At 54.3% G+C, this 26,967-nt stretch carries 21 protein-coding genes; 11 read left to right on the top strand and 10 right to left on the bottom strand.

Annotated features, from left to right (window positions below):
- Positions 1-53: 53 nt before the first annotated feature.
- Positions 54-2,948, bottom strand: coding sequence for a DUF349 domain-containing protein (locus tag B2952_RS09515; protein WP_290734939.1), 2,895 nt, complete (start codon positions 2,946-2,948; stop codon positions 54-56).
- A 146-nt stretch (positions 2,949-3,094) separates the two neighbouring features.
- On the opposite strand from B2952_RS09515, the gene priA reads away from it, so the two are divergent.
- Entirely contained in the window at positions 3,095-5,161 is a 2,067-nt protein-coding gene (gene priA, locus B2952_RS09510) for a replication restart helicase PriA (protein WP_290734937.1), read from the top strand.
- Positions 5,162-5,214: 53 nt separating this feature from the next.
- On the opposite strand, the gene B2952_RS09505 is transcribed toward priA, so the two are convergent.
- Both B2952_RS09505 and ffh read right to left on the bottom strand, forming a co-directional pair.
- Complete coding sequence (locus tag B2952_RS09505) at positions 5,215-6,714, bottom strand: glutamine synthetase family protein (RefSeq protein WP_290731915.1); 1,500 nt, start codon at positions 6,712-6,714, stop codon at positions 5,215-5,217.
- Between the two features lie 185 nt (positions 6,715-6,899).
- Positions 6,900-8,258 (bottom strand): signal recognition particle protein, encoded by a 1,359-nt coding sequence (gene ffh, locus B2952_RS09500; RefSeq protein ID WP_072809714.1) that lies wholly within the window; start codon positions 8,256-8,258, stop codon positions 6,900-6,902.
- Positions 8,259-8,517: 259 nt separating this feature from the next.
- On the opposite strand from ffh, the gene B2952_RS09495 reads away from it, so the two are divergent.
- Positions 8,518-9,945 (top strand): MATE family efflux transporter, encoded by a 1,428-nt coding sequence (locus B2952_RS09495; RefSeq protein WP_290723372.1) that lies wholly within the window; start codon positions 8,518-8,520, stop codon positions 9,943-9,945.
- Between the two features lie 4 nt (positions 9,946-9,949).
- Here the strand turns inward: B2952_RS09495 and fliB are convergent, their stop codons facing one another.
- The 7 genes from fliB to B2952_RS09460 form a co-directional block, all read right to left on the bottom strand.
- On the bottom strand, positions 9,950-10,942 hold the full coding sequence (fliB, locus tag B2952_RS09490) for a flagellin lysine-N-methylase (protein ID WP_290734935.1): 993 nt from the start codon (positions 10,940-10,942) through the stop codon (positions 9,950-9,952).
- Positions 10,943-10,978: 36 nt separating this feature from the next.
- Positions 10,979-11,734 carry a fibrobacter succinogenes major paralogous domain-containing protein gene (locus B2952_RS09485; protein ID WP_290734933.1) on the bottom strand — a complete coding sequence of 252 codons (756 nt, stop codon included), beginning with the start codon at positions 11,732-11,734 and terminating at the stop codon, positions 10,979-10,981.
- A gap of 44 nt (positions 11,735-11,778) precedes the next feature.
- Positions 11,779-12,546 carry a prohibitin family protein gene (locus tag B2952_RS09480; RefSeq protein WP_290734931.1) on the bottom strand — a complete coding sequence of 256 codons (768 nt, stop codon included), beginning with the start codon at positions 12,544-12,546 and terminating at the stop codon, positions 11,779-11,781.
- A 38-nt stretch (positions 12,547-12,584) separates the two neighbouring features.
- Positions 12,585-14,498, bottom strand: a complete 1,914-nt coding sequence (locus B2952_RS09475; RefSeq protein ID WP_290734929.1) for a glycoside hydrolase family 44 protein — start codon at positions 14,496-14,498, stop codon at positions 12,585-12,587.
- 140 nt (positions 14,499-14,638) lie between these two features.
- The gene (locus tag B2952_RS09470; RefSeq protein WP_290734927.1) at positions 14,639-15,745 is read right to left on the bottom strand and encodes an iron-containing alcohol dehydrogenase family protein; all 1,107 of its coding nucleotides are present in this window, start codon (positions 15,743-15,745) and stop codon (positions 14,639-14,641) included.
- Positions 15,746-15,812: 67 nt separating this feature from the next.
- A complete protein-coding gene (locus B2952_RS09465) occupies positions 15,813-16,739 on the bottom strand; it encodes a DUF4421 family protein (protein ID WP_290734925.1) in 927 nt (308 codons plus the stop codon).
- Positions 16,740-16,837: 98 nt separating this feature from the next.
- Positions 16,838-17,125: a hypothetical protein gene (locus B2952_RS09460; RefSeq protein ID WP_173824164.1), complete on the bottom strand. Its 288-nt coding sequence runs from the start codon at positions 17,123-17,125 to the stop codon at positions 16,838-16,840.
- 252 nt (positions 17,126-17,377) lie between these two features.
- On the opposite strand from B2952_RS09460, the gene B2952_RS09455 reads away from it, so the two are divergent.
- The 9 genes from B2952_RS09455 to ilvC all read left to right on the top strand — a co-directional run bounded on the left by B2952_RS09455 (position 17,378) and on the right by ilvC (position 26,916).
- Positions 17,378-18,367 (top strand): guanosine polyphosphate pyrophosphohydrolase, encoded by a 990-nt coding sequence (locus tag B2952_RS09455; RefSeq protein WP_290734921.1) that lies wholly within the window; start codon positions 17,378-17,380, stop codon positions 18,365-18,367.
- A gap of 365 nt (positions 18,368-18,732) precedes the next feature.
- Entirely contained in the window at positions 18,733-19,443 is a 711-nt protein-coding gene (locus B2952_RS09450) for an SDR family oxidoreductase (protein WP_290734919.1), read from the top strand.
- Between the two features lie 460 nt (positions 19,444-19,903).
- Positions 19,904-21,079 (top strand): fibrobacter succinogenes major paralogous domain-containing protein, encoded by a 1,176-nt coding sequence (locus B2952_RS09445; RefSeq protein ID WP_290734918.1) that lies wholly within the window; start codon positions 19,904-19,906, stop codon positions 21,077-21,079.
- A 6-nt stretch (positions 21,080-21,085) separates the two neighbouring features.
- Complete coding sequence (locus B2952_RS09440) at positions 21,086-21,682, top strand: alpha/beta hydrolase (RefSeq protein ID WP_290734915.1); 597 nt, start codon at positions 21,086-21,088, stop codon at positions 21,680-21,682.
- 286 nt (positions 21,683-21,968) lie between these two features.
- Positions 21,969-22,286: a type II toxin-antitoxin system RelB/DinJ family antitoxin gene (locus B2952_RS09435; RefSeq protein ID WP_290731886.1), complete on the top strand. Its 318-nt coding sequence runs from the start codon at positions 21,969-21,971 to the stop codon at positions 22,284-22,286.
- A complete protein-coding gene (locus tag B2952_RS09430) occupies positions 22,283-22,525 on the top strand; it encodes a DUF2442 domain-containing protein (protein WP_290734913.1) in 243 nt (80 codons plus the stop codon). The genes B2952_RS09435 and B2952_RS09430 overlap by 4 nt, the downstream gene beginning before the upstream one ends.
- Before the next feature lie 100 nt (positions 22,526-22,625).
- Entirely contained in the window at positions 22,626-23,717 is a 1,092-nt protein-coding gene (locus B2952_RS09425; RefSeq protein WP_290734911.1) for a fibrobacter succinogenes major paralogous domain-containing protein, read from the top strand.
- Between the two features lie 232 nt (positions 23,718-23,949).
- Complete coding sequence (locus tag B2952_RS09420; protein ID WP_290781593.1) at positions 23,950-24,984, top strand: fibrobacter succinogenes major paralogous domain-containing protein; 1,035 nt, start codon at positions 23,950-23,952, stop codon at positions 24,982-24,984.
- A gap of 453 nt (positions 24,985-25,437) precedes the next feature.
- Positions 25,438-26,916, top strand: a complete 1,479-nt coding sequence (gene ilvC, locus B2952_RS09415; RefSeq protein ID WP_072800835.1) for a ketol-acid reductoisomerase — start codon at positions 25,438-25,440, stop codon at positions 26,914-26,916.
- The last annotated feature ends 51 nt before the right edge of the window (positions 26,917-26,967 follow it).

Genomic DNA, 26,967 nt, shown 5'->3' with positions numbered 1-26,967 from the left:
AAAGGGATGGCGGTTGTGCCATCCCTAAATCCTGTTTCGTTGCTTACCGCGCTTTATGCTGGATTGCTCGGTGCTGCGGGTTCGTCCTTGCGGCCGAACGCGAACACCTTGTCGCATGCTCCGTTGAAGCGTTTCCAGACCTTGTCGCTCTGCTCGCGCGGCACTGCTCCCACGTCCTTCCACAGGCGGCGCAGGTGCTTGACCTTGTTCATGGCCTCGCCGACGGTCGCGTCGCTCAGGCCTTCGAGGAGGGCTTCTGCCTGTTCGCAGAGCAGCACCTTCTTCTGGAGGTTGTTCTGGCGGGCCTGTTCCTGGATGTCGAGCTGGTCGCGGCGGCGGGTGAAGAAGTCGTCGCAGGCTTCGCGGAACGCCTTGTAGAGTTCCGTATCCTCGATGCCGCAGGAACCGATGGTGCGCCAGTCCTTCTGGAGGTCGCGCACGGCGTCGGCCAGCTGGTTGCTGCCAGCGCTTTCGGCAAACTGCTTCACCTTCTCGATCATTTCCTGCTTCTGAGCCTTGATCTTGGCGAGCTGCTTGCTGAGGGCCTCGTCGGTCGCGGCCTGGGCCGAGATGAACTGGTTCATCTTGCTGTTGAAGCGTTCGTTGATGCTCTCGATGGATTCCTTCGGAATCATGCCGATGGACTTCCATTCCTCGTCGATGGCCTTGACCTGTTCAACGACTTCGGGCGTAATGTTGCTTACGTCGATGGTGTCGAGCTTGTCGCAAAGGGCCGTTTTCTTGGTGAGGTTTTCCTGCTTGGAGGCGTCGAGCGTCTCGAAGTGGGCGCGCTTCTTTTCGAAGAAGGAGTCGCATGCCTTGCGGAAGCGTGTCCAGACTTCTTCGGACTTGCTCTTGGGCACGGGCCCTGTCGCCTTCCACATGTCCTGCAGTTGCTTTAACTTATTCGAAGTTGCGTTCCAGTCGGAAGATTCCTGCAGCGCCTCGGCCTGTTCGCAAAGCTTGAGCTTCTTTTCGAGGTTCGCTTCGCGGTTCTGGTCTTCCTGCTTGAGGCTTTCCTTGTACTGGGCGAAGAATGCACCGGTCGATGCCTTGAAGCGCTCCATGAGGGCGTTCAGGTTTTCCTTGGGTACCATGCCGATGTTCTTCCAGGATTCCTGGATCTCCTGCATGGCCTTGTACTTGTCCTTCCAGAACATCTCGGTGTTTGCGACAAGTTCGTCTACCTTCTGGCAGAGGGCTTCCTTGTCGGCGAGGTTCTTGACGCGTTCGGCCATGCGCTCTTCGATGAAGGGGGCGCAGTTCTGCTTAATCTGTTCGAACAGGGTCTGGAACTTGTCGCGGAATTCGGTAAACTTCGCGGCGGAGACGGGACCGATGTTCTTCCACTTGTTGCTGTATTCGCGCAGCTTGTCGAGGACATCCTGGCTGCCGGGCTCCTTCGCGAGCATTTCCATCTCTTCGAGGACGGTGGCACGGTCTTTTTCGTTGTGCCAGGATTCCCACTGGCGCATTTCCTGGAAGCGTTCGGTGGCGGACTTGTATTCGAGCCACAGGTCGTGGTACTTGAACTTCTGCTCGCCGACAATCGTCTTCCATTCCTGGAAGGCTTCGCGGAGCTTCTGGCTGATGACCTTGAAGTCGTCGTTTTCGTCGAACGACTTGACGCGGTCGATGAGGGCGCGGAGCTTGGCGGAATTTTCTTCGAAGGTCTTTTGTGCGGAATCCTCGAATGCGGAAATCTTTTCCTTGAGCTTGTTGCGCAGCGAATTGTAGGTCTGCAGGATTGGGTCTTCACCTTCGAGCAGCGGGAGCTTCTCCCAGTCGCGGACGATTCCGTGGAGGTGCTTGGAAGTGGTTTCGTTTGCGTCGGTGTCGGCGAGAGCGCGGAGCATGTCGAGCAGCTGGGTGCGTGCCTGGGTCTCGTCCGTCGCCGCTGCAGGGTTTTCGCCTTCGGCAGGCTGATCCTGCTTCTTGAGCTCCTGGCTGCGAACGAGTGCCAGGTTGAAACGCTTCACGCTTGCGGCATCCATGATGGATTTCTGTGCGTTCCATTCGTCGATGATTTCGGCGATGCGGTCTGCCTTTTCGGCGGCGTTCTCGCTATCGAGGATGCTTTCGACTTCTTCGAGCGTCTGGGTGAGGTGCGTGCGCTTTTCTGCCTTTTCGGCTTCAGCCTTTTCGGCGGCGATACGTGCTGCGTCGGCCTCGTTCACAAACTTGATGAAACTTGCGTAGATTTCGTCGAGGGTCGCCTGGTCCGGACCCATGCCCAAGGTCCTAGCTTCCTGCATCAGGGCGTCGAACTGCGGCTTGACGGCGAGCGGATCCTTCTGGGCGGCGAAATGGTGGGCCTGCTGGACGAGCGCGTTCCTCTTGCCGGCAAGGAGAGCTGCAGCCTTGCGGCCGCCGTCTTCGGTTTCCCTCTTGACGCGGAGCTTCTCGGCGGCAATTTTACGGACGGAGGAATGCTTGGAATTCTTGGAGATGTCGGTGAGCGAAGCTTCGGACTCGATGCGTTCGACGGCAGCCTTCGCGATGTCTTCCTTGGCGTCCCTGTTCGCGGCGAGGACGAGCACGTTCACCTTGCCCGTCTTCTTGATGAGTTCGAGGCGGAGCTCGGAACTGGGCAGGGACTTGGCGAGTTCGTCGGCGTAGCGCGTGTCTTTCAGTTCGTCGATGAAATGGAGGACCTCTTCGTTTGCGGGTTCGCGGAAATCCTTGAGCTTCTTGGCGACCTCTTCGAAGTAGCGCGTTTCAGCCAGGCGGCGGATGCCGGCCTCGCTGTCCTTCTTCGAAATTGCAGCGAGTGACGGGATAATCGTCAACTTCTTTACGGCTGCGGTCCTTACGCTACTATCATCATCGGAAAGGGCGATTCGTTCCAGGGTGCTCTGTTCGCGCGGATCCATCTCGGTGACGGCCTCCATGCGCTTTTCGGGGTTGGAATTCTGCCATTTCGGTTTAAATGCGTCCAATAAGCTCATAAAAATCTCCAATAGGTGGACGAACCGGTTAAGGTTCGTATATCATAATCTAAATAAAAAGATAAGAGAACGTTTAAGAAAATGGCGATTTTTTGGCAATAAAGGGGGCTGAAATAGGGCTGTCTTTACCTATCTTTGGGGGTAAAATGGCAAAACGCATACCCAAAACGGAAGCGCCCGAGCAAATTCGGGTCAAATGCGCCCCGGAAACCCTGGAGCGGTTCTGCGAGGTCTATATCCCGCAGGCGCCCTCCGTCTATACCTACGGGGTGCCCTCCGGGCTGTTCGCTGGCCCTGAAATCCGGCGGGGGAGCGTGGTCTGGGTGCAGTTTGCCACACGCAAGGCGCCATCGCTTGCGGTTGTCGCGAAGGTGCATGCGGAAAGGCCCGCGTTCAACGTGCGGTGCGCCTACCCGCATGCGTCGGGCTACGTTTTTAGCGAACGGTACATGGAATCGCTCGAGTGGGTGGCACGTTATTATATATGCACACCGATGAAGGCGCTGGATGTCTTTTGGCCTGCCGATTTCGGGAAGTATCTCGATGCGCTTGCGGCGCGGGAGACGGAACGTTCTGGCGAGGAAGGTGCGGCTGCCCAGATGCCCGCGCGCCCCGACGTGCCTCCGCTTACCGACGAACAGCGGGTGGCGCTCGACTCGCTCGTGTCCGACCTTTCGGGTACGGGCTTCCGGGGCTCGCTCTTGCATGGCGTGACCGGTTCGGGCAAGACGCGCGTGTACCAGGAACTTGCCTACGAGGCGTTGTGCCGTGGCAAGAAGGTCTTGATTCTCGTTCCCGAAATCGGGCTCACCCCGCAGACGGCGGGCCGGTTCGAGGACTTTTTGCGGGTGCCCGTGCACGTGCTGCACTCGGCGCTCTCCGCCCCGAAGCGGCGCGAATCCTTCGTCTCGATTCTGGAAGGGAGCGCGCGTGTGGTTCTCGGGACCCGGAGCGCGATACTTGCACCGTTCGATTTCGATGTCGTCATTCTCGACGAGGAGCACGATTCCTCATTCAAGCAGCAGGACCCCGCCCCGCGCTACCATACCCGCGAACTCGCGTTCCACCTGGCCTACAAGTACGGGGCGCTCGTGGTACTCGGGAGTGCGACCCCGTGCATCGAGACTTTCCATAACGCAAGTACAGATAAATTAAAATACCTCAAGTTGCAGAAACGCGCGACGTCGGCGAGCCTGCCCGAGGTGAGCATCGTCGATATGGGGAAGGTCCGCCAGCAGAAGGGAATCCTCATGTCGCCCGATTTGCGCGACGCCCTCGTGAAGTGCGTTGCGGATGGCGACCAGGCGATTGTGCTCATGAACCGTCGCGGGTATTCCAAGGTCCGCATTTGCGGGGAATGCGGCGAGACGCTCTACTGCAAGAACTGCCATGTGCCGCTCGTTTACCACAGGCAGTACAATTCCCTGCTGTGTCACTACTGCGGGCTGCTTTACCCGGTGAACACGCCGTGTCGTGCCTGCGGGGCCGAAACATACGAGTTCGTCGGTGGAGCCATCGAAAAGCTTGAGGAAGAAATCCTGGAGTGGGTGCCGGATGCAAAGATTGTGCGCATGGACCGCGATACCACGCAGAACGTGGGCTCGGTCGAGAAGATTCTGGAATCGTTCCGGAAGGGCGAATACAACATTCTGCTCGGCACGCAGATGGTCGCGAAGGGCCATGATTTTCCGGGCGTGAAACTCGTGGGCGTCGTGGGTGCCGACAGCGGTTTCGGGATGCCCGATTTCCGCAGTACGGAGCGGCTGTTCCAGTTGCTGAGCCAGACGGCGGGGCGAGCGGGCCGTGCCGGGGGTACGGGCCGCGTGCTAATCCAGACGCAGAACCCGAACGAGCCGGTGATGAACTTCGCGCTCCACCACGATTTTGCGGGCTTTGCCGAGATGGAAACCCGCGACCGCAAGGATGCATTCTATCCGCCGTTCTGCAAAATGGTGGAGGTCTCCTTCGGGAGCCGTGACGAGGGCGCCCTGCGCGATGCTGTCGCCCGCGTGGAAGCGCTTTGCCGCGCCGAAAAGAGCCTGATGGTCATGGGCCCGGTGGATGCGTTTATCCCCGTGGTGCAGAACGTTCGCTGGGTAAAACTGTACCTGAAGTCGAACGACCTCTCGGCGGTGCGCCGAATCCTTTCGCCTGTCGTGAACGCGCCGAAACCCGTGTTCCCTGGCGTGGATATCAAGGTGGAAATCGAATAAAGAAAGGGTCCCGGTAAAAACCGGAACCCTGTTTTGAAATTGCGCGCGATGTATTAGCCGCAGTAGAAGTACGTCTTCACGAGCTTCTGCATGGCGGTCTTGGACTTCGTGACCTGGGCGCGGAGCGTCTTGTCCTTGAAGGCCTTGAGCTGGGCCATGATGCCGTCGATCATGGCGGGGCTGAACACGCCGAATTCCTCGTACACCTTCCTCTGCTTGGCAAGGCAGTCGGCAGATGCCCAGCAGCTGTCCGGCAGAGTGTCGAGCTTGCTCAACAGCTTCGCGTTTTCCTTCTTGTGGATGTTCACGTTCACGTAGGTCTGTTCGGCCACCTTCAGGCCGTCCTTGAGGGAGAGGCCGTAGCGGCAGGCGACGCAGAGGCCGGCCATGAGCAGGTACACGTTGGCGGATGCATCCGGGGAACGCATTTCCACGGTCTGCTTCTGGTGCGTGTCGTAGCTCGTGCCCTTCTCGTTCGGGTTCGCGATTTTGCAGAGGTCGGTCTTCGATGCCCAGCCGAGCGGTACGCGCACGAGCACGGAACGGTTGCGGTCGCCCCAGCACACGTTGGTCGGGGCTTCCTGGTGGGGCACCAGGCGCAGGTAAGATGTCGGGTTCTGGTTGCCGAACGCGGTGATGGACGGGGCGAGTTTCATCATGCCGGCGATGGCGCGGCGGGCGGTTTCGCTGATGACGCCGTTCTTGAGCATCTGGTTGTTGCCGTCCTTCATGATGCGCATGTGGATGTGAAGGCCCGAACCCGCCTTGCCAACGGTAATCTTCGGGGCAAACGTCACGTCGAGGCCGAGCTGTGCGCCGAGGTTACGGATAATCCACTTGGCGATGGTGAGCTGGTTGGCGGCATCTTCGGCGGCGCAGGGGAGGAACTCGATTTCGTTCTGCTCGTAGAGCTTGCCGTCTTGCGTGAAATTGCCCACTTCGCTGTGGCCGTACTTGATCTGGCCGCCCGCCTGTGCAATGTAGAGCATGCACTGCTGGCGGAACTCGTTGAACTTCGCGAACGGTGCGGATTCGTGGTAGCCCTTCTGGTCCACTGCCGGGAATTCGCCCATGTCGTCGGCAATCACGTAGTATTCCAGTTCGCCCATGGCCTGGAATTCCATGCCGGTCTCCTTCTTGAAGGCTTCGCATGCCTTGTGGAGCGTGTATTCCGGGGAAGATTCCAGCGGCTGTCCGTCCTTGTTGAAGAAGGAGCAGAGCAGGCAGAGGGTCGGGAGTTCCGCAAACGGGTCCATGAATGCGGAGGAGAATTTCGGCACCACGTAGAGGTCGGAAGAAGAGGCCTCGATGTAGCTGAACAGCGAGGAGCCGTCCACGCGTTCGCCGCAGCTGAGGATTTCGTCCAGGTAGTCGGCATCGTTGATGACGAAGTTGAGGGTCTTGAGACGGCCGTCTCCGCCTGCATACATGAAGTTCAGGTGGCGGATGCCGTTGTCGAAGATGTACTTCTTGATATCTTCCTTGGTGAATTTGTCACGGGGTTTCTTGAGGGCCGTGACGAGCGCGTTAGCGGAATAGGAGGTAGATGCCATTTATTTTCCTTTTTTGTTGTTTTTTCGTTTTTTGAAAATATTGCTGTCTACAATCTACCATTTTTCTTACAAAAAAGAAAACACTATACGAAAAATTTTTTCATATAGTGTAAAATTAGGTCATTTTGTAATTATTTACGCTAAAACGCCGAAATTGCCTACGAGGGAGAACCCCTCCCTAGTCGTTATTTTCTCTTCTTTTTGACCTTAGGCGGCGTATAGTTAGACCCAATCTGGCCGCCGTTGTTCTGCTTGCGGGCCATGTCGCCCACCTTCTTGAACATTTCCTTCATGTCGTCGTATTGCTTGAGCACGGCGTTCACGCGCGAAATCTCGGTGCCCGAACCCTTCGCGATGCGGTTCTTGCGGCTTCCGTCCAGAATCTGCGGCTTCTTCCTTTCCTTCGGGGTCATGGAGCTGAGGATGGCTTCCACATAAACTAACTGCTTCTCGTCAATCTGGTCGAGCGGTAGTTTGTTCAAACCCGGGATGAGCCCGAGGATATCCTTGATGCGGCCGAGCTTCTTGATGGTGCGGAGCTGGTTCAGGAAGTCGTTCAGGTCGAACGTGTTGTTGAGAATCTTCTTCTTGAGGTCCTTCGCATCCTTTTCGTCAATGACCTGCTGTGCCTTTTCCACGAGGCTCACTACATCGCCCATGCCGAGAATGCGGCTCGCCATGCGGTCGGGGTGGAACAGTTCGATGTCGGGGAGTTTTTCGCCCACGCCGATAAAGCATATGGGCACGCCCGTCATCTTCTTGATGCTGAGGGCCGCACCGCCGCGGGTGTCGCCGTCCATCTTCGAGAGGCACACGCCCGTAAACGAGAGGCGCTGCCAGAAGGTCTCGGCCACGTTCACCGCTTCCTGACCGATCATCGCGTCGGCCACGAACAGGATTTCGTCGGGGTGGACGGCTTCCTTAGCTTTCTCGAGTTCCTGCATCAGCTCTTCGTCAATCTGCAGGCGGCCCGCGGTATCGTAAATCACGAGGTCGAAGCCGTTGTCCTTGGCGTACTGGTAACCGTGCTTGATAATTTCCACCGGGTCGCCCTGGCCTTCTTCGTAGACCGGGATGCCGATAGACTTGCCGAGTACCTGCAATTGCTTGATTGCCGCCGGGCGGTACACGTCAGCTGCCACGAGGAGCGGCTTCCTCTTCTTCTTGCTGCGCATCCAGAGGGCGATCTTGCCGGCGAAGGTCGTCTTGCCGGAACCCTGGAGGCCCGCCATCATGATGCCGACCGGAGCGGGGCCGGAGAGGTTGATTTCTTTGGTTTCGCCACCCATGACGGCCACAAGCTCGTCGTGGATGATTTTCACAATCTGTTGACCGGGGGTCACGGAATTGAGAACCTCGCTACCGAGGGCTTTTTCCTTGACGGCCTTCACGAAGTCGCGGGTCACGTTGAAGTTCACGTCTGCTTCGAGGAAGGCGCGGCGCACTTCGCGCAGCGATTCGGCAACGTTTTCTTCGGTGAGCTTGCCCTGCCCGCGCAGGTTCTTGAGGGTAGATTCTAGAGAGTCGGTCAATTGTGAAAACATAGTAGGCCAAATGTAGCAAAAACGAATTTTCCGTTGGATGGACCGGATGTCCGTGGTGCCTGTTTTTGCCGAAAAATCCCATAAATGTTGCTGTAAGCAATTCGTAATAAGTTATTTTGCGAAAAAACGGGGTTAGTCATTGAAAACAAACTTTATTTGTTATATTTGACGCATCCCCCAAAACCGTTTTTTTATACACCTCAAAAAAACGGAGGGCAGGGCTGCAAGGCCCTGTCTTTTTTTATATTTACGCGCGTTTATGGTCGATGCGATACTGAACAAGTTCTATAGGCCGCCGAAGTTCAAGAAAAACGGTGATGTGAAGGATGTGCTTGTTGTGGCGCTTCCGATGCTCCTGTCGATGTCGTTCGATACCTTCATGACGTTTATCGACAGGTTGTTTCTCTCAAAGCTCGGACCTGCCGAAATGAACGCAGCGCTTGGTGCGGGCGCGGTGCAGCTTGCGCTTACGACCTTTTTTACCGGAGCCATTAGTTACACGACTGCGATGGTGGCGCAACGCCTGGGCGCAAAACGTCAGGGGGACTGTGCGAAGGTCTTTATGCAGGCGCTCTATGTTTCGATAGTCGCGGTGCCGCTTTTGTATTTGACCATCCCCATTGGGCACTGGGTGTTTGGACTCGAACACCTGTCGGCCGACCAGCTGGAATATCAGAAAACTTACTTCAACATCTTGATGTTTGGCGGCGCCATAACGCTTGTGCGAAATGTGGCCCCTTGCTTTTTTAGTGGCATTGGCGAAACCAAGATTGTAATGCAGGCAGCCTTTGTCGGGATGATCGTGAATGTGGCCTGCAATTTTTTGCTGATATTCGGTTGCGGGCCTATTCCGGCACTGGGCGTTGCAGGGGCCGCTTACGGAACGCTGATTGGCAATCTGGTATCGACTGTTATTTTGTTTGCAAAATTCTGGGGCAGGTCGTGCAATGCCCGCTTTAGCACGCGCCGCTCGTTTGCGTTTAGCGGGGCGCTTACCCGCGAACTTCTGCAGAAGGGGATTCCCTCGGGTGTCGAGATGTTCCTGAACATGTCGGCGTTCCAGATGCTTATTCTCATGTTCCATGCTCTCGGATCGGAATCGGCGACGGCATCCTCAGTCATGTTCAACTGGGACATGGTGGCCTACGTTCCGCTGATGGGGCTCGAAGTCGCATCGACAAGCCTTGTGGGGCGCTACGTGGGAGCGAGGGACGGCGCCGCCGCATCGCGCTCAACTTATTCCGGGTTGAAACTCGGCTGGGGGTATTCCCTCGTCATGGGAATTTTCTTCGTATTCTTGCCGGGAGTGCTGACCGATATATTCAGGCCCGACATGGCGGAGGCATCGTCCGGGGCGATTGCGATTTTCGATGCCGCTCGCCCCATGAGCATCTTCATGCTGCGCATAGCGACCTTCTATATCTTCGTGGAGGTGCTGCTTGTTATCTATGCGGGAGCGCTTCGCGGTGCAGGCGATACGCTGTGGGTGATGTTTGCTAGCGCCATCATGAACTGGTGCGTGGCGGGGGCGCTGTATGTTGCCGCCTACGTCTATCACCTGCCGGCCCATTACGCCTGGATTGCTGTTGTTGCAGTCTACAGTACGGCGCCGATTATTTTCTGGCGTCGTTGGAAGAGCGGCAAGTGGCGCAAGTGCGTGATGGAAAAAGACCGCCCTGCTTCTTAGTCCTTTATCCGTCAAGCGAAATCTCGACGATCTCCATGATTTCTTCGGCGTATTCCAGCTGCTTGGAAAGAATCTTGATTGCGCCAATCTTGATGGACTGCGCGTCGGCTGTCGCATTGCCCGCGAGTTCGCGCGTAAAGAACCGTGCTAGGTTCCAGAAGAATAGGGCGAACATGAGCTTGCCCTGCTCGCGTCCTTCGAAGAGACACTTGGAGTAATGGCGGTAGACGAGGTAGGCGAGTAGTCTCGCGCTTTCTGTTTCCGAGAAGAATCCCTGGTCTTCGAGAATCGTGGAATCCTTATCCAGGCGTCCTGCTTCTTGTGCGGCGTAGACCTTCGCCTTGATGCGTGCAAGAGCCGCGTCCCAGTCGGGGCCGTAGCTTTCCAGTTGCGCTAGGAATTCTACCATGGCGCTTGTGCTTTCGAAAGGTGCGAGCGGTTTGTCGCCTGTGTAGCCGAATGCTTGGTGGAGCCTTTCCTTGAAAGGGATGGATGTGTCGGCGAGCGCCTTGAAAATCTGTTCGCGGGCGAACATCACCTCGTCGCGGACTTCTCTGTCATCTTCGTCCATCTCGTCTTCGGGTTCATCGCATTCCTCGCTTGTGAAGGCGAGCGGGCCTTTGCCTTCGAGCAACAGCCGTGCCGCTTCTTCGCAGCATAAACCCAGTCCACGCTCCATGATGTCGCCGTAGACTTCCACGAACCTCGGATGCTCGCGGCAGATTTCGCAGAGGGCGCCTGCGCCCAAGTGCGTGTAGATCTCGCAGAGGTTTTGCTTGTCCAAGAACGGGCAGCGGTCGCGGGGTAAAAGCTTGAAATGCCCGTCTTCGATGTTTTGGCGCAGCTTGTCGCCAAAAGCCCCTGCCACCTTGCGGTATGCCTCCTGCGATGCATCGTCGATGTCGATTTCCCAGCCCACGCAACATGTGTCGGTGCACCGCGAGGCGATGCACTTGAAGCTGTCGTAAAAGTCGGGCTTTCTTAAAATCAGCGACAAATCACTGCGTCCAGAGTGCGCCAGATGCTTATCTCGTTAGGCGTTCTTCACGCAGCGTACGGAAAGGGCGTCGGATCTGTAAACCCCTTCGATGTCGATGGAGTTTTCGGTGATGCTCATGCGGTAGGCGTTGGCCGTGCCGTATTCGTCCTTGCTCCAGAAGCGGGCGCGCCTGCCGAAATGGCGGAAGCTTCCGTCGTTGAAACGGTAACCGGCGGGCAGCGCGAAGAACCCGAGAGAATCCTTGCCGGGTTTCTGCCATACGCATGCGCTGCGGAGCTCGGAACCGGTCGATTTGGGGTCTATATTGGCCATGAGCTCTTCCCATTCCTTGTTGCTCGGAATGTGCCAGCCTTCCGGGGCGATGCCCTGGAAGTTCGCGTCTTTCATCTTCTCGTACATGGCCAGGTCCTTTGCGGGGGACTGGTCTGCAAATTCCGCCGGGATGTCCAGGGCGGATGTCCAGGTGTAGAGCCTTCCGAATTTTTTGATGTTGGATTCCTCGTTGCCGGGAGCGAAGCTTGCGTTCGTCTTGAAACGCAGGTTCTCGGCCATCCAGACCTGGTTGCCGATTTTCACGGTGCGGTAGGTCTCGCCGTCGCGGGCGTCGGTAAAGGAGCCGTACTTGAATGCCTTGGCGTTCTTGGCCAAGCAGTCTTCGAAGGAAATCTTGTTTTTCGCTTCGGGGGATTCTTGTTTGGCCGCCCTGGATACGTGGACGCCGATACGGTATGCGGCGATTGCCACGATGATGATGCCGAGGACGACGAATGCGATGAAAGATGCGTGCATATGGAATCCTTTGTTTGGATGTTTTTTTTAATATAACATATTTTTTACTGCATATTAATCATCGGAATGACTTTATCGTTCCCATTTACCTGCGGAAGCTTGCCATCCCACTTCTCGATCCACTTGAGCATCAGGTATTCCTTGCCATTTTGCTTCTTGAGGGCTTCCATCTGGAGCGCGATGACCGCTGAATCTGCTTTTGCTTTCGCGACGCGCTGCTCGTTCTGGTAGTCCATCTTGATCTTGATGTTCTTTTCCTTGAGCGCTTCCTGCTCCTGCACCTGCTTGGCCTCGATGGCCTCGTTGAAGGCGCGGCTGAACTGGAATTCGGTGATGGTGAAGCCGTCGATGACGATATGTGCGCCCGCGGAATCGAGCTTGGCCTTGAGTGCCGATTCCATGCGGCTGCGAATTTCTTCGCGCTTCTGGAGCATCTCTTCGGGAACGTACTGCGGGGTGATGCCCGTGATGGTTTCCTTGATCTTGGGCTGTAGAACCGTGGAAACGTAGCGGGTGCCGTACTTGGAGTAAATCTTGTCGACGTTCAGCGGGTCAACGTGGTAGTTTACGTTCGTGCCCACGTAGACGGTCTGCAGGTCCTTCGAACCGGATTCAATCTTGACGGCTTCGAGTTGCGTGCTGACGGGGATGCGGACAATCTCTTTGGTGAGAATGTTGTAGAAGTTGAGGCCGGGTTCGAACGTCTCGCTGTACTTGCCGAACTGGAGAACAACGCCGCGTTCCGTTTCGTCAATCTGTGCACAGCCGAGAAGCGCGAGGGTGGCGGCTATGGTGAGTATGAGTTTTTTCATGTCAGAATCCTTTGCTGTAATCCTGACAGAAATATAATTTATTTCACATCGATTTTCTGAATTTGCATGCCGCCTGCGCTCTTGACACGCACGACGAAAACGCCCTTGCCGAGAGTTTCGCCGGCGAGTCGAATGCTGCCGCGGGCGGGGTGTTCCACTTGCAATACGTTTTGGCCACGACTGTTGAACACGTGGAGGCTATGCACGTTGCCCAAGCCGTTGTTTATAGCCCAGCCACCGTTATCGCGGTGGAGCATGTTGCCGGCGAGAGCCTTGCCCGTGGGAATTATTCCGTCGACGACCTGTTTCGGCGTGGCAGTAGTGAGCAGAACTGCGGTGATAGACTTTGCAGGGAGCTTGAGCGAAACCTTGTTGCCGGCGGCAGTGGCTGTCCCTGCCTGTAGCGCATTTTCTGTATGAGAAACGAACGTTTCGCCCTGGAGGTTCTGCAGCGTGAGTGTTTTTACCGTTCCATCGGAGGCGAAGTTCGCGAGGCTGAGGTTCACGTCCTGGGCGTCCTTTTCGGCGCGGTTCACGAAGATAACCGTAAGCGAGTCGCCCTTGTTGCTGATGGAACTGTAGGCCGACACCAGCGAGTCGTTGCTGGAGGTGGACTGCACGCGGTTCGGGTGGCCGTAGCGGCTGAACAGGTGCACCGTTTCGTACATGCCGTCGCCCCATGTCCACGGGGTGAAAATCTCGACACCGTTGTCCTGCATGGTTCCGAGGAAAGACGCATAGATGAGCGCTGTCACCATAGGATCAGAATCGTTCAGGTCGGTTTCGGTAATGCCGAGCGTAATGCCGTGATCCTTGCCAAAGTACTTTTCGAGCCAGTTGTTGATGCGCACGAAGATGTATGACCTGTAGCCCTTCTCCTTGTCGCTCCAGTCGCATTTGCCCGTGGCGCAGCGCACGCCGTTACCGCCCTTGTAGTAGTAGGTGGTATCGAACAGAACGCGGTGCCAGTTGACACGGCTTTCGTAGTCCTTTTCGGTGGGGTACCAGTGAATGTCGAACACGTCGAGGAGCCGCGTGCCGCTCGCCTTTTGCGCTTCGGCGATTTTCTTGGTGAAAAATTCGAGCCAACAGTATTCCTGGCCGTCGATCTTGGGCCTGCTTTCGTCGTTGTAGGCATTGATGTGACACCATTGCCATTCGTTGGCGACTACGGGGCCGGTGAGCTTGATATCGCCCCAGGCGGCGCGCGCCTTCTTGGCCACGTCGATATAGCGTTCAACGAGGAAATCTCCGGTTACGGGCAAGTCCAAATCGTTGTGGGTTCCGCGCCAGATTTCAATTTCGTTGTCCATGCTCCAGTATTTAAAACGGCTCATGTCGTACTTGAGTTCATCCTTCCAGTGCGGGATGATTCCCACGGTGGAATCGGCGGGCCATTCCATGTTGTAGAGTGAGGCGTCGCCAGCCTTGATGAGCGTCTGGCCGTCTTCCGATACTTCGCCGCCACCCGCGAGGTCGAATGATCTCGACGGATATGAGCCGTGTTCCTGTTTCCAGTTCCAGTCGGGGAAGTTGTGGTCGGTGCTGCTTGCCGCGTAGCCCGTGAGCTGGAAGCCGTACATTGCGTCGACTCCCGGCATCTTGTCAAGCACCTTTTTCGCGGTGATGTCCCAGTCGTGCGCGTACACGTTGTTGAACCAGTCCGGATGAACCGTCATTTTGTGGCTCCAGTTGTAGCGCGTGGAGTTGTTGCCGTTGTTCGCGCGCATCATGTGGATGCCCGCATCGAGCATCTGGGCGATAAACGCTTCTTCGTCCGCGTCGCTTGCGGCGTCCGTATCGCTGATTTTGTCGATGTTTCGCCCGTAAATGTATGGCGAAATCTTCTTGATGCCCGCATCTGCATCGACGGTTACATCGATGGCGAGTGCGGGAGAGACTGCGAGCGACGAACCGAGTACCGCACCCGCGAAAAACCTTGAATTACCCATATACAACACCTCTAGCCGCGTTTTGACCGCGGCTTTTGATAAATATATACTCAAAAAACGGGAAAGTTCAAGAAAAATACTCGTTTGTGGACAAACATGACAACGGTCACTACATTTGTCGATTGAAGATCAAATTTGATTTAGTCTATAACCAGCGACTTGTCGTATATGTAGTCAACTTCCTCGGGCGTGATTCCGCCGGGAACGAGGTCGAGCTTGGAGCGGTTTGCCTTCATGGCGGCGGCGAACTTGTCGCGCATTTCGCGCGTAACCTTGCATTTGCCGATGAGCCTTTCGAGCATCGCGGCGAAATCGGCGGTACCTTTGAGGCCTAAAAGTTCCAAGATGCGCTTGACATCTTCGGGGACTTTCTTTTCGCAGATTTCCACGTAGGCGGCAAGAAAATAGCCGACGGCGGGGCCGTGGGGCACGCCCTGATGCAGCGTGAGGTCGTAGCTCATGCCGTGCGGTACAGCGGTGCTCGTGTGCGCGATGGACATGCCCGCGATAGTCGAGGTGAGCATGAGTTTTTCGTAAAGGCCTTCGTCGACGGGGGAGTCGGAAAGGAGCGCGTCCTTGAATTCGCCCCAGAGCCTGAGGCCGTATTCCGGGCACATGCGGTTGAACGCGTTGGAATAGACGTTCAGGATGCTTTCGACCATGTGGGCGAGGGCATCGACCGCGGTGTTGATAATCAGCGTCTTCTTGGCCGAGGCGAGGTGCTTGCCGTCAACAAGCGCGAGCGCCGGGAAAATCTTGTGCGGGATGCTCTTCTTCAGTTGAATCTTGTGGTTCGTGATGATGGCGACCGGTGTTGCTTCGGAACCTGTTCCGCAGGTAGTCGGTACGGCGACGACGGGCACGTGGCCGAGCGGTTTTTCGGGAGCCTTGTGCAAGTTGTCTGCGATGAGGCTCGGGTTCGCAAGAAGCAATGCAACTGCCTTCGCCGCGTCGATGGCGGAACCGCCCCCGATGCCGATGATGTAATCGGCGCCGAAATCGCGTGCCAGCTGAGTGGCGTTCCCCACGGTATCGGTAGAAGGATTTTCCTCGACTTGGTCAAAAACCTGGTACGGCACATGGCCCGCGTCCAGGACGGCGGTGACATCGTTCAAGGAACCGTTCTTCTTGGCAGAAGTTCTGCCCGTCATGATGAATGCGCGCTTTCCAACCGTAAGCAAGTTATGCGCGTGGTTCTTCACGCAGTCCTTTTCGACGTAGATATCCGTGGGTACATAGAAACGCATAGAATGGTCCTGAAGTTATGAGAGTATGCGAAAAAAATAGTAAATCGAGGTTGGAATATTTTGCCAACTAGAACCTGCGCACTACAAGGATTTCGAAGGCAGATACGTATTTTTGCTCCAGATGTTCGCCAAACGCAATGGCGGAGTATCCGCATTTAAGAACGATGTTCCAAGCCCATTTTTCCCCGATGTAGCCCAAGGCGGTTTTTATGTCCGATTCGGGCAATAGCAGGTTGCCGTCATCTGCGTATTCGCGGCCGTATGCGATACCGACAACGCCCCAGAGGTTCCAGAAATATCCGTTGCTGAAAACGAAGGTGTAGGTGTACCCGACGTCACCCCAGATGGAGGTGATGTCGCGCTTGTCGTTTTCGTAGCCGAGAACCCCGACGTTGTCTTCGGCAATGTTTCGCTGCAGTCGCCCGCCAATAATCAAACTCCCGGCAGATTTCTTTTGACGGCGATCCAAAAAGTAGGCGCTTCTGGGTGCAAAAATTTCTTTCGCTGTCGCCATCCAGAGCATCGAGAAATACATGTCCGCAAACCAGAGATCTATGAATTCACGTTCCTTTTCGCCGCCGCGTTCGACTTCTGTGGTGAAGCCGCTGTAAAAGCGGAGCTTTGCCGCAAGCCACCAGTTTCCCGGGAAAAAGTCGAGTCCTGTCTCGAAAGCCTGGGTGTCTGATTTTCCATTCGAGGTGGTAAAAGGGAGGCTGTACTTGAAATCGGCGGACACGTCCCACGAAATTCCGAATGTGGTAAACAGGCTGTCGTAACCGACACCGATGCCCACATCGACCGGGCGGTTCGAATTGAGCATCGAGTTGTTGTAGGCGGAATTCCAGATAGCCACGAAATTGTAATCGCACAAGAAACGCAGCGAGAATCGTTCACGGAACTTGGAAACCGAAGGCTCGTCGCTGTCTTGTGCTTCGGCAAAGGCAAACCCTGCGAACACCAGGGCAAACAGGAATATTTTCAGGACGCTCTTCATCAGGGGCCTTGAAAAGATAATAACATAAAGAGCCCCTAGCGCATCAGTCTTTTTCAACGTAGATATCCGTGGGCACGTAGAAACGCATAGAAAGATCCTTATTTCTTCATGGTTTTCAACGAATTGTCAAATTCATCTGTTTCTGGTGGTGCCGCGATATAATCCTGAAGCGATTGGCAAAATGATTTCTTTTTTCTTAATCGTCCTGTAACCGCAGCGTAAATCATTATACTCAAAAAAGCAACAGAAAACGCCCATGCAGTGGTTGCGAAGAAAAGAGGGGTGAGAATTCCAAGTCTTTGATTTGGAATATAAAAGAATAGGAACGAGCCAATATATGATACGACTAGCAAGAGAACAATCAATGTGTATTTCAATTTCTTCATAAGTATATACGAAATATTTTTTTTCCGCGCATAAAGAACTACGATAAGTCCTGTCTTGAATATACATTATTTCGCAGACCTGCATGCATTTTTATGAATAAAATGTAAAAGCGTTTGTTGTGCTTTTCATCCCGTGTAAAGCGTTTTGTAATAAATTTTTTGAAGATGTTTTATCTGCTGTGGCGGACAGGAAACGTTTTTATATTTCGCCTTGTGAACCCCTATATGAAGCTCTGCTTCACGAGGTAAAAGATGATTTGCTTGAACGACTATCTGTTCTCTGGAAACACGGTGCTGAAGATTCTTCACCAGTATTCGAACGACCTCAGGAACAGCGCGAAAGGAACGCGCAACAGCATTGACCTTGCACACTCGAATTTCCTGATTCAGATTATCGAACTGCTGGAACACAACGACTTCTTGACCTCGCAGTCCCAGCGCATAAAGGAATTCTACAAGTTCATGACAAGGGAATATCCCTTCCTTGCGTTCACGTTCAAGGGTCGCATCAAGTCCCTGATTCGCGCCGAAGAAAAGTACAACGGCTATATCCTTGAATTTATCTACAATTATCACAAGCAGAATGGCGCATTCCCGTCCGAAGCCGAGATCAAGAGCAAGTTGAATTTCCGCGACCTGATTGCCTACCGCATCGTCATCTCGATGCCCGTTTGCCATATCAAGAAGGGCGATGACCGGAGCGAGGTGGAACGGAAATACCTGTACGAGATTGCGAATGCGTTGCCCGAGTTCCTCGAAGAGCGTGGCTTTTCGGCAGAGATTTTCAAGCACCTGGATGACAGCGGGCATTCCGACTTGCTAAAGGATTCCGTGAGGCCGTATTACCATGATTCGGTGGCGACACCCAGGAGCTCGGGCTACCAGTCATTGCATATCACGTTCTACGACAACCTTGCGCGCTGCTACACGGAAGTGCAATTGCGTACGAAGGACATGGACGATTATGCCGAGATAGGCGAGGCGAACCACTTTGGCTACGAAAAGTCGCAAGAGGAACGCCGCTCCAAGCACGACCAGATTCCGAGCGGCGAGTGCGTCTACTTTGACGAGGCGTATGAACGCCTGGTGAAATTGCAGGGAATTGACCTTGCGAAAATCGACGTGAACATGTTCAAGGCCATCAACAACCAATTGATTAACGATGGCTGCGGGCTGTTCAGAGGTCGGCAAATCTTGCCGTTCGAACACCTGTCAAGATTCCAGAACGATCTGATTGATTAAGTCTTGAAGGTGCGACGCTACTTATCCGCGCAGTCTTCGAATATTACCGCGGGTTCGTATGGGCTCATTTTCAGCAATTCGTTCCTCAACTCGATGAGGTGTTCTTTGCGCTCGTCGCAAACCGTAGTGCCCAGTGTTGTGTTGTAGCAATAAACGGGCTTCTGACAGGAGACCCCGTTGTCGTCACCGCAAGCCATAAGGCAAAGAACTGCGGAAACAGAAAGGCCTAAAACTATTTTTGTGATATTCATGTTATGCCTTTAGACATCGAAAAACTGGAGCATTTGCGGAAAGAATAGGATAAAAAGGCGCGTGCGTCAAGCAGGGGCGCGCGCTTCGGTGTGTTTTAGTGTATATTTTCTCTCATGAAATCGTTTGAAAATAAAGTGGTCGTGGTGACGGGCGGGGCGCACGGGATTGGCGCTACCGTCGTGAGTGAATTCGAGAAAGAGGGTGCGAAGGTCGCCTACATCGACATCCGCGAGAATCCCTGCTTTGTTGGGGACTTGTCGAAAAAGGATGTCCTCGAAAAATTTGCAAACTTTGTCATCGAAAAGTACGGGCACGTGGATGTGCTGGTAAACAACGCGCTCCCGCTGATGAAGGGCATTGACGAATGCAGTTACGAAGAATTCAGCTATGCGCTGGCTGTCGGCGTGACGGCCCCGTTCTACCTCGCGAAACTTTTCGCTCCGCATTTTGCACCGGGTGCAAGTATTATAAACATTTCCTCGAGTCGCGACCGCATGAGCCAACCGCAAACGGAAAGCTATACGGCGGCGAAGGGCGGGATTGCAGCGCTCACCCATGCGCTGGCCGTGAGCTTTGCGGGCCGCGTGCGCGTGAATTCCATTTCGCCGGGCTGGATCGATACAGATTTCAAGACCTACGAAGGCCCCGATGCCACACAGCAGCCCGCAGGCCGCGTCGGTAACCCGCTCGACATCGCGAACATGGTGCTTTATCTCGCGAGCGACAAGGCCGGCTTCATCACCGGTGAAAACATCTGCATCGACGGCGGCATGACCCGCCAGATGATTTACCACAACGATTGCGGCTGGAAATTCGAAGGGTAAAACCGCTCCTTCTGGACAAGTGGGGTAAGAAAGGTTATATTTCTATTAAATAACAGGCCGTTGAGGCGAAGGAGTTCTTATGCGAAACGTCATTGCGAGGAGCCGTAAGGCGACGTGGCAATCTCTAGCTGCTTTTTTATTGCCCTTGACGCTAACGCTCGCGGCGTGTGGCGACGACGATAGCTCGTCTGCATCGGCAGGGCCGAATGATGATCCGGGAGTTGAATCGTCTTCTTCTGAGGCGGTCTTTTCAAGTTCTTCTTCGGAACAATTCTTTGTTCCAAGTGAATATCGTACTTGTGATAAAAAGTACGAGGGCAAATTTTTATTGTATCAGTACCGAGAAACGTTAGATGCTTTGTATGGAACGTATAGAGTCAATACCGTATTTTACAAATGTAAAAATGGTAAGTGGTCTGGACCTTCTGCAACTTCTCCGGAAAATCTAACGGAAGGTGATGTGATTCGTGCTGCTCCTGACGGTTGGGAAGGTGATGAGTTTTATGTTGCTCCTGACGATTGGGAATGCGATGCGGAAAACGAAGGTCAGGTGCAATCGTGGAGGTTTATGGTGTTTTCGGTTCCCCATTCGCCGATGGGTTACACGCCTACTTATTATGCACGGTGTGAGCAAGGTGACTGGGTTTTATGCGAACCGGAAAGTTCGTCAAGCAGCAGTATGGACAATGCTTCGTCGAGTTCGGTGAAGTCGAGTAGTTCTTCATCCGTCATTCTGAGCGCAAGCGAAGAATCCAGTAGTAGCTTGGCAGAGTCCTCGTCTAGCGTCGCGGAGTCGTCTTCTTCAGTCGTCACACCGCAGTCGAGCTCCAGCTCGACAAGCGTGTCCAGCAGTTCTGCTGATGTGCAGTCTAGCTCTAGCGAAGCGGAGTCAAGTTTCAGTAGTAGCGAGGACAAGGTGAATTGTTCGGAACTTCTGGAAGAAGAAAGGGAAAAAGATAGGTGGAATTGGGATATTCCCAAAGAATGTCGCTTCAATCCGGATATTGCCTATGGCATCATGACTGACTCCCGCGACGGACAAACCTACAAGACCGTAAAGATAGGAGACCAGACCTGGATGGCCGAGAACTTGAACTTTGATCCAGGGCAGGGTGGTTCTGACGATGCTAAATACGATTGGTCCTGGTGCAATGAAGAACCTAAAAACTGCGCCGTGGCCGGACGCCTTTACACTTGGGCGGCAGCGATTGACTCGGTGAAACTGGCGACCGATGCCGACAATCCGCAGGACTGCGGTTACGGCAAGACCTGTACGATTCCGGCAAAGGTGCAGGGCGTTTGCCCCGAAGGCTGGCACCTGCCCACGAGTGACGAGTGGGCAATTCTGTTTGATGCGGTGGGTGGTCAGAGCAATGCGGGCAAGGTTCTCAAGTCGCAGACGGGTTGGTATCATAATGGCAACGGTACGGACGGCGTGGGCTTTTCCGCGCTGCCTGCCGGCAGGGTCTACGAAGGCAACATCGGCGTGGCTGGCATCAGCGCGTTCTTCTGGAGTTCTACCGAGGACGATGAAGACGACGCGTACAACTTGTTCTTGGACTACGACGGAGGCCTTGCGTACCTGTCCTTCCGCAGTAAGGTCAACGCCTACTCTGTCCGTTGCCTCAAGGACTAGCCGGGTATGAAAAGCCTTGTCATTTACGTGCACGGGAAGGGCGGGAACGCCGACGAGGCGCTGCATTATAAAGGTTTATTCCCTGATGCCGATGTTCTCGGGTTTGATTACAAGGCTGAAACCCCGTGGGACGCCAAGAAGGAATTTCCTGCTTATTTTGATTCCGTCTCGGCGGGCTACGGCGAAGTGACCCTTGTGGCAAATAGCATCGGGGCGTTCTTCTCGATGAATGCGCTGGCCAATAAGCCCGTCAAACAGGCGTACTTTATTTCGCCGATGGTCAACTTGGAGAAGCTGATTTGCAACATGATGAAGTGGGCGGGGGTCTCCGAAGAGGAACTTCGTGAAAAGAAAACCGTGCCGACGAATTTCGGCGAAGCGCTTTCGTGGGAATACCTGTGCTACGTGCGAGAAAATCCGATTGAATGGCGCATCCCGACAAAAATTCTGTACGGCTCGAATGACAACTTGACCTCGCTAGATACGATGCGCGAATTCGCCCAGAAAATCGGCGCATCCTTGACCATAATGAACGGCGGCGAACACTGGTTCCACACCGCCGAGCAGATGGCATTTTTGGATAGGTGGATGCTAAATTGCTAAAAAAACACGATTTTGGCCTTATTGGTGCAAAAATTGTGAGTTTTGTTGCGTTATTCGTATGAAAAATGCAGAAACTATTGCAAAATTGATATGAATAATGATGGGTGTTGGATATATTAAATTACAATTAGTTCGGCCTAGATTTATAAATTATACCATTTGGTATTATATCAAATGGTATAATTTTTTTGGTGAGGGGGGGGCGAAAAATAGTGATTCTATGCAAAAGTATTGCTTTTTGCAGTTATTTTGACTATATTTTGATATGATAGTGCAGGAGGTCTCTATGCCGATGTCGGTTTTGCAAATAAGGATTGAAGAAGATTTGAAAAAGCAGGTTTCCGACCTGTTTGAAAGCCTTGGGATGGATATACCCACGGCTGTGCGTATCTTTTTCAAGCGTGCTCTTGTCGAAAACGGAATTCCGTTTGAGGTGAAGGGAACTCCTCCGACATATAAGGGTCATGATTTGCTTTACTACCTTAATGAGGCGCAGAAACAGGCCCATGAACATGGCGTTGACAACTTGAGCGAAGAAGAAATCGAGGCCGAAATCAAGGCTGCCCGTGCGGAGAGAAAGAAACGGCTTGGAACGAACGGATGAACGAAATTACGGAAAAAGACGTAAAAAGGCTTTGGGTTGAGAAAGACGCTGTTTGTGTCGAACTGAAAGACGGACGAATCGGGCGGGAACTTATCCGCGATTACGAACCGCTGAGGAAGGCTACGCGAAAGCAGTTGGAGAATTGCCGCGTTGATTGCGATGGCGTGTGGTTTGACGATCTGGACGAAGGCCTGGAACTTTCGGGATTCTTTTCGGGTGAAAAATTTAGTCGTTCGTGATGTGCGGGCGGCTTTTGTGTTGATGCTTTGGGCTTGTTTTGCTTTTTTGGGGTGAAAATAAATTACATTTTCTTTAGATAAATATTGTTTGGAGGCGTTTATGAAGAAGTTTCTTGTGCTGTCATCCTGGCGGACAGCACTTGGCAACTTGTTGCCTAGTGCGCATGGCCACCAAGGTGGGAGCCGCATTGCGGCGATAGGATTTATGCTTATTATGGCGATGTTGTTTGCCGCCTGCGGGGATGACGACAGCAGTTTTGCCCCACGCGACAATACTGTGTCCGATTCCGACATCGTTGCGGAATCTTTTGACGATTTGCCGGTTTGCAGCAGCAAGCGCGAGGGTGCGACAGCCTACATAAAGGACGAAAAGAACGCCTACATGTGCGTAGACGGCGACTGGACCTTGAATGACGATGCTACATCTTCATCCAGCGTCACAGCGGACGAAACGAAGCAATCCTCTTCAAGCGAAGCCCTGCAATCTAGTAGTAGTGAAGTCAGAGCAATAAGCAGTTCTTCTGAAAACATAAGCGCAGGTAGCATTTACGATGCAACCGCAAAAACGCTGAAAGATTTGCGCGACGACAAAACCTACAAGACTGTGACCATTGGCACCCAGACCTGGATGGCGGAGAACCTGAACTACGAGACGGGGAATAGCTACTGCTACGGCGATGATGCTAGCTACTGCTCCAAGTACGGCCGGCTGTACACCTGGGCCGCGGCGATGGACAGTTCTGGTACGTGGAGTACAAACGGCAAGGGCTGTGGCTATGGTTCGGAATGCTCACCAACCGGTACTATACGCGGCATTTGCCCCGAGGGCTGGCACCTGCCGGACACCACGGAATGGAATACGCTGTTCTCGGCGGTGGGCGGAGTGCAGGATGAAGATTACGCTTATAGGTGGCATGGAGCTGGTACGGCCCTTAAATCCACCGGTGGCTGGTATAATGACCGCAACGGCACGGATGCTTTCGGGTTCTCGGCGTTGCCTGCCGGCTACAGGCTCAACAATGGGAGTTGCAACTACGAGGGCTACGACGCGTACTTCTGGAGTTCTACGGAGGGCAGTAGCCACAACGCGTACGGCATGAACTTGCACACCTACGGCGACTACGCGTACCTGGGCTACAAATATAAGTACGGCGGGTTTTCTGTTCGTTGTCTCAAGGACGGGGCTGAATAGCCCCTAGGTTGCCGACCGTCACACACCCGCTGTCACCCTGGAGCCGAAGGCGATAGGGTCCATGGCAATTCACCCGCATGGCGACTTCCCGCAGTCGAGAACCCTCGTCACACCGCAGCCACGTAGTGGCAAGTGTGTCCACTGGCATGACGATGCGGGATAAACTAGTGCGTCCCGTGCCGAGAAATGTCAACTTAATTGCTATTTTGTAAAAAAACAGGAGGAAACCCGTATGCGAAACAGATTGTCCTTGGCGTTCCTTTTTTCCGGGGCCCTGCTCGTGGCCTGCAGCGACGACGACTCTTTTATCCAGCGCCCGTCCGGTGGCTTGCCTGCCGAGGTGGCCGACAAGGCAGAGCTGGAAACCTACGAGTGCAGCATGGACGTCATCGGCGAGAAGGTCTATGTGGTCGACCTCGGGGAGAACTATGAATGTGACGGAGATGAGTGGTTCCAGTCCTACGACCAGCCGAAGTCGAGCAGTTCAGCGAAGTCTTCCTCCAGCGTCACGCCGAAGTCGAGCAGTTCAGCGAAGTCTTCCTCCAGCGTCACGCCGAAGTCGAGCGGTGCTACAGGCGAGGCGTCTCCCTGTAGCGAATTGCCGGGGGGTGATTGCAATTACGGTACCCTGACCGATACCCGCGACGGCCAGACCTACAAGACGGTGACCATCGGCGACCAAGTGTGGATGGCGGAGAACCTGAACTATGCCTACACCGGCGTTCCCTATAACTATAGTGGTTACACCTCCGATTCCACCAGTTGGTGCTATGAAAATGATCCGGCCAATTGCGCCAAGTACGGCCGCCTGTACACCTGGGCCGCGGCGATGGACAGTTCTGGTACGTGGAGTACAAACGGCAAGGGCTGTGGCTATGGTTCGGAATGCTCACCAACCGGTACTATACGCGGCATTTGCCCCGAGGGCTGGCACCTGCCGGACACCACGGAATGGAACACGCTGTTCACGGCCGTGGGCGGCAGTTTCACAGCCGGTACGGCTCTCAAGTCCACTAGCGGCTGGAATGAAGATGAAGGCGAAAGCGGCAACGGTACGGATTCTTTCGGGTTCTCGGCGTTGCCTGCCGGCTACAGGTACAACGGTGGGGATTACGACAACGAGGGCTACGACGCGTACTTCTGGAGTTCTACGGAGTACAATAGCAACTACGCGTACTACATGCTCTTGTACTACAACTACGACTACGCGGCCCTGTACGACGGCAATAAGAACTACGGGTTTTCTGTTCGTTGTCTCAAGGACTGATTTTTGTCCTGGATTTTGAATTCGTTCATTTGTTGTGAACGGTTTTTTTTTTGTTTGGTCGGAAAGACTTGAAAAGCTGATGCTGACCTTCGTCAGCATGACTGTAGGCGAGAAATGCCGGGGCGTTGCGGGCTGGCGACTGAAGCCCGCAGAAGGGGTGGTGTAGGACTCGGCGATAGCCTGGCCGCTAAGCGAACAATTCGCAGCCGAAGGCGAGGACCTGTTCGCGTGCGGAGCAGGCTGAGACGAGGCCGAAAACAGGGGGAGACTTCCCCCTTTTATAGACGAAAGAACGGGCCATTGGCCCTATAGACTATAGGCGAAAGAGGAAAAAAGGCGTTTTGCGTGGAAAAAACTTATAATCTTTCGTCTTTCGTCTACCAGCGAAGCGGTCTTTCGTCTAATTTACTATCTTTCCCCCCGGAAACATTCTAATTAACAGAGGTTCAAAAAATGAATTATTTCAATTCTATCCCTATGCGTCGCCAACTCGAAGAAATTGGCCACTGCCGTTTCATGGAACATTCTGAATTCAGCCGTGGTGTTGAAGCCCTCAAGGGCAAGAAGATCGTGTTCGTCGGTTGCGGTGCCCAGGGTCTCCATCAGGGTCTTGACCTGCGCGATAGCGGCCTCGACGTCTCTTACACGCTCCGCAAGGAAGCCATCGAACAGAAGCGCCAGTCCTGGAAGAACGCTACTGAAAACGGCTTCAAGGTCGGTACCTACGAAGAAATGATTCCGGATGCAGACCTCGTTTGCAACCTCACACCGGACAAGCAGCACCACAACGTGATCCCGGCAATCATGAAGCTCATGAAGAAGGGCGCCGCCCTCTCTTACAGCCACGGCTTCAACATCGTCGAAGAAGGCCAGGAAATCCGCAAGGACATCACCGTGATCATGGTCGCCCCGAAGGGCCCGGGTTCCGAAGTCCGTAGCGAATACGTTCGCGGTTTCGGTATGCCCTGCCTTATCGCCGTGCACCCGGAAAACGACCCCGAAGGTAAGGGTTGGGACTACGCCAAGGCTTACGCCGCTGGCCTCCATGCCGACCGTCCGGGCGTTCTCGAAAGCTCTTTCGTTGCCGAAGTGAAGTCCGACCTCATGGGCGAACAGACCATCCTTTGCGGTATGCTCCAGACCGGCACCATCCTCTGCTACGACAAGATGGTGAAGGATTTCGGCGTTGAACCGGCTTACGCGGTCAAGCTGCTCCAGTACGGCTGGGAAACCATTTCCGAAGCCCTGAAGCACGGCGGCATCACCAACATGATGGACCGTCTCTCCAACCCGGCCAAGATCCGCGCCACGGAACTCGCCGAAAAGATGAAGAAGATCATGAAGCCGCTCTACTGCGAACACCAGGACAACATCATCTCCGGCAAGTTCTCCAGCACCATGATGGTGGACTGGGAAGCCGGCGACAAGGATTTGCTCAAGTGGCGTGGCGAAACGGGCGAGCTCGAATTCGAAAAGGTCGAAGCTACCGACAAGGTCATCACCGAACAGGAATACTTCGACCGCGGCGTTCTCATGACTGCCATGATCAAGGCCGGCGTGGAACTCGCTTTCGAAACCATGTGCTCCGTGGGCATCAAGCCGATGAGTGCCTACTACGAATCTCTCCACGAGACTCCGCTTATCGCCAACCTCATCGCTCGTAAGAAGTTGTACGAAATGAACCGCGTGATCAGCGACACCGCCGAATACGGTTGCTACCTGTTCGCCAACAAGTGCGTGCCTCTGCTCGCCGACTTCATGAAGAACGAAGTGAAGAAGGACGACATCGGCGCTATCTACGGCGAAGGCAAGACCACCGCTGTGGATAACGAAGAACTGATCAAGGTGAACAAGAACATCCGTCAGCATCCTGTCGAGGAAGTTGGCGCTTGGCTCAGAGAGAGAATGAGTGGCATGACCAAGGTCGTGTAATCGCGCCCTCTCATATTGAACATTTTCAAGCCTGTCGGGAACGCCCGATGG

The organism is Fibrobacter sp. UBA7003 (genome assembly GCA_002449765.1).
In the GTDB taxonomy this organism is placed as follows: Bacteria; Fibrobacterota; Fibrobacteria; order Fibrobacterales; family Fibrobacteraceae; genus Fibrobacter.
Note: the sequence above shows the minus strand (reverse complement) of the source record. Positions and strands in the feature narration are given on the sequence as shown.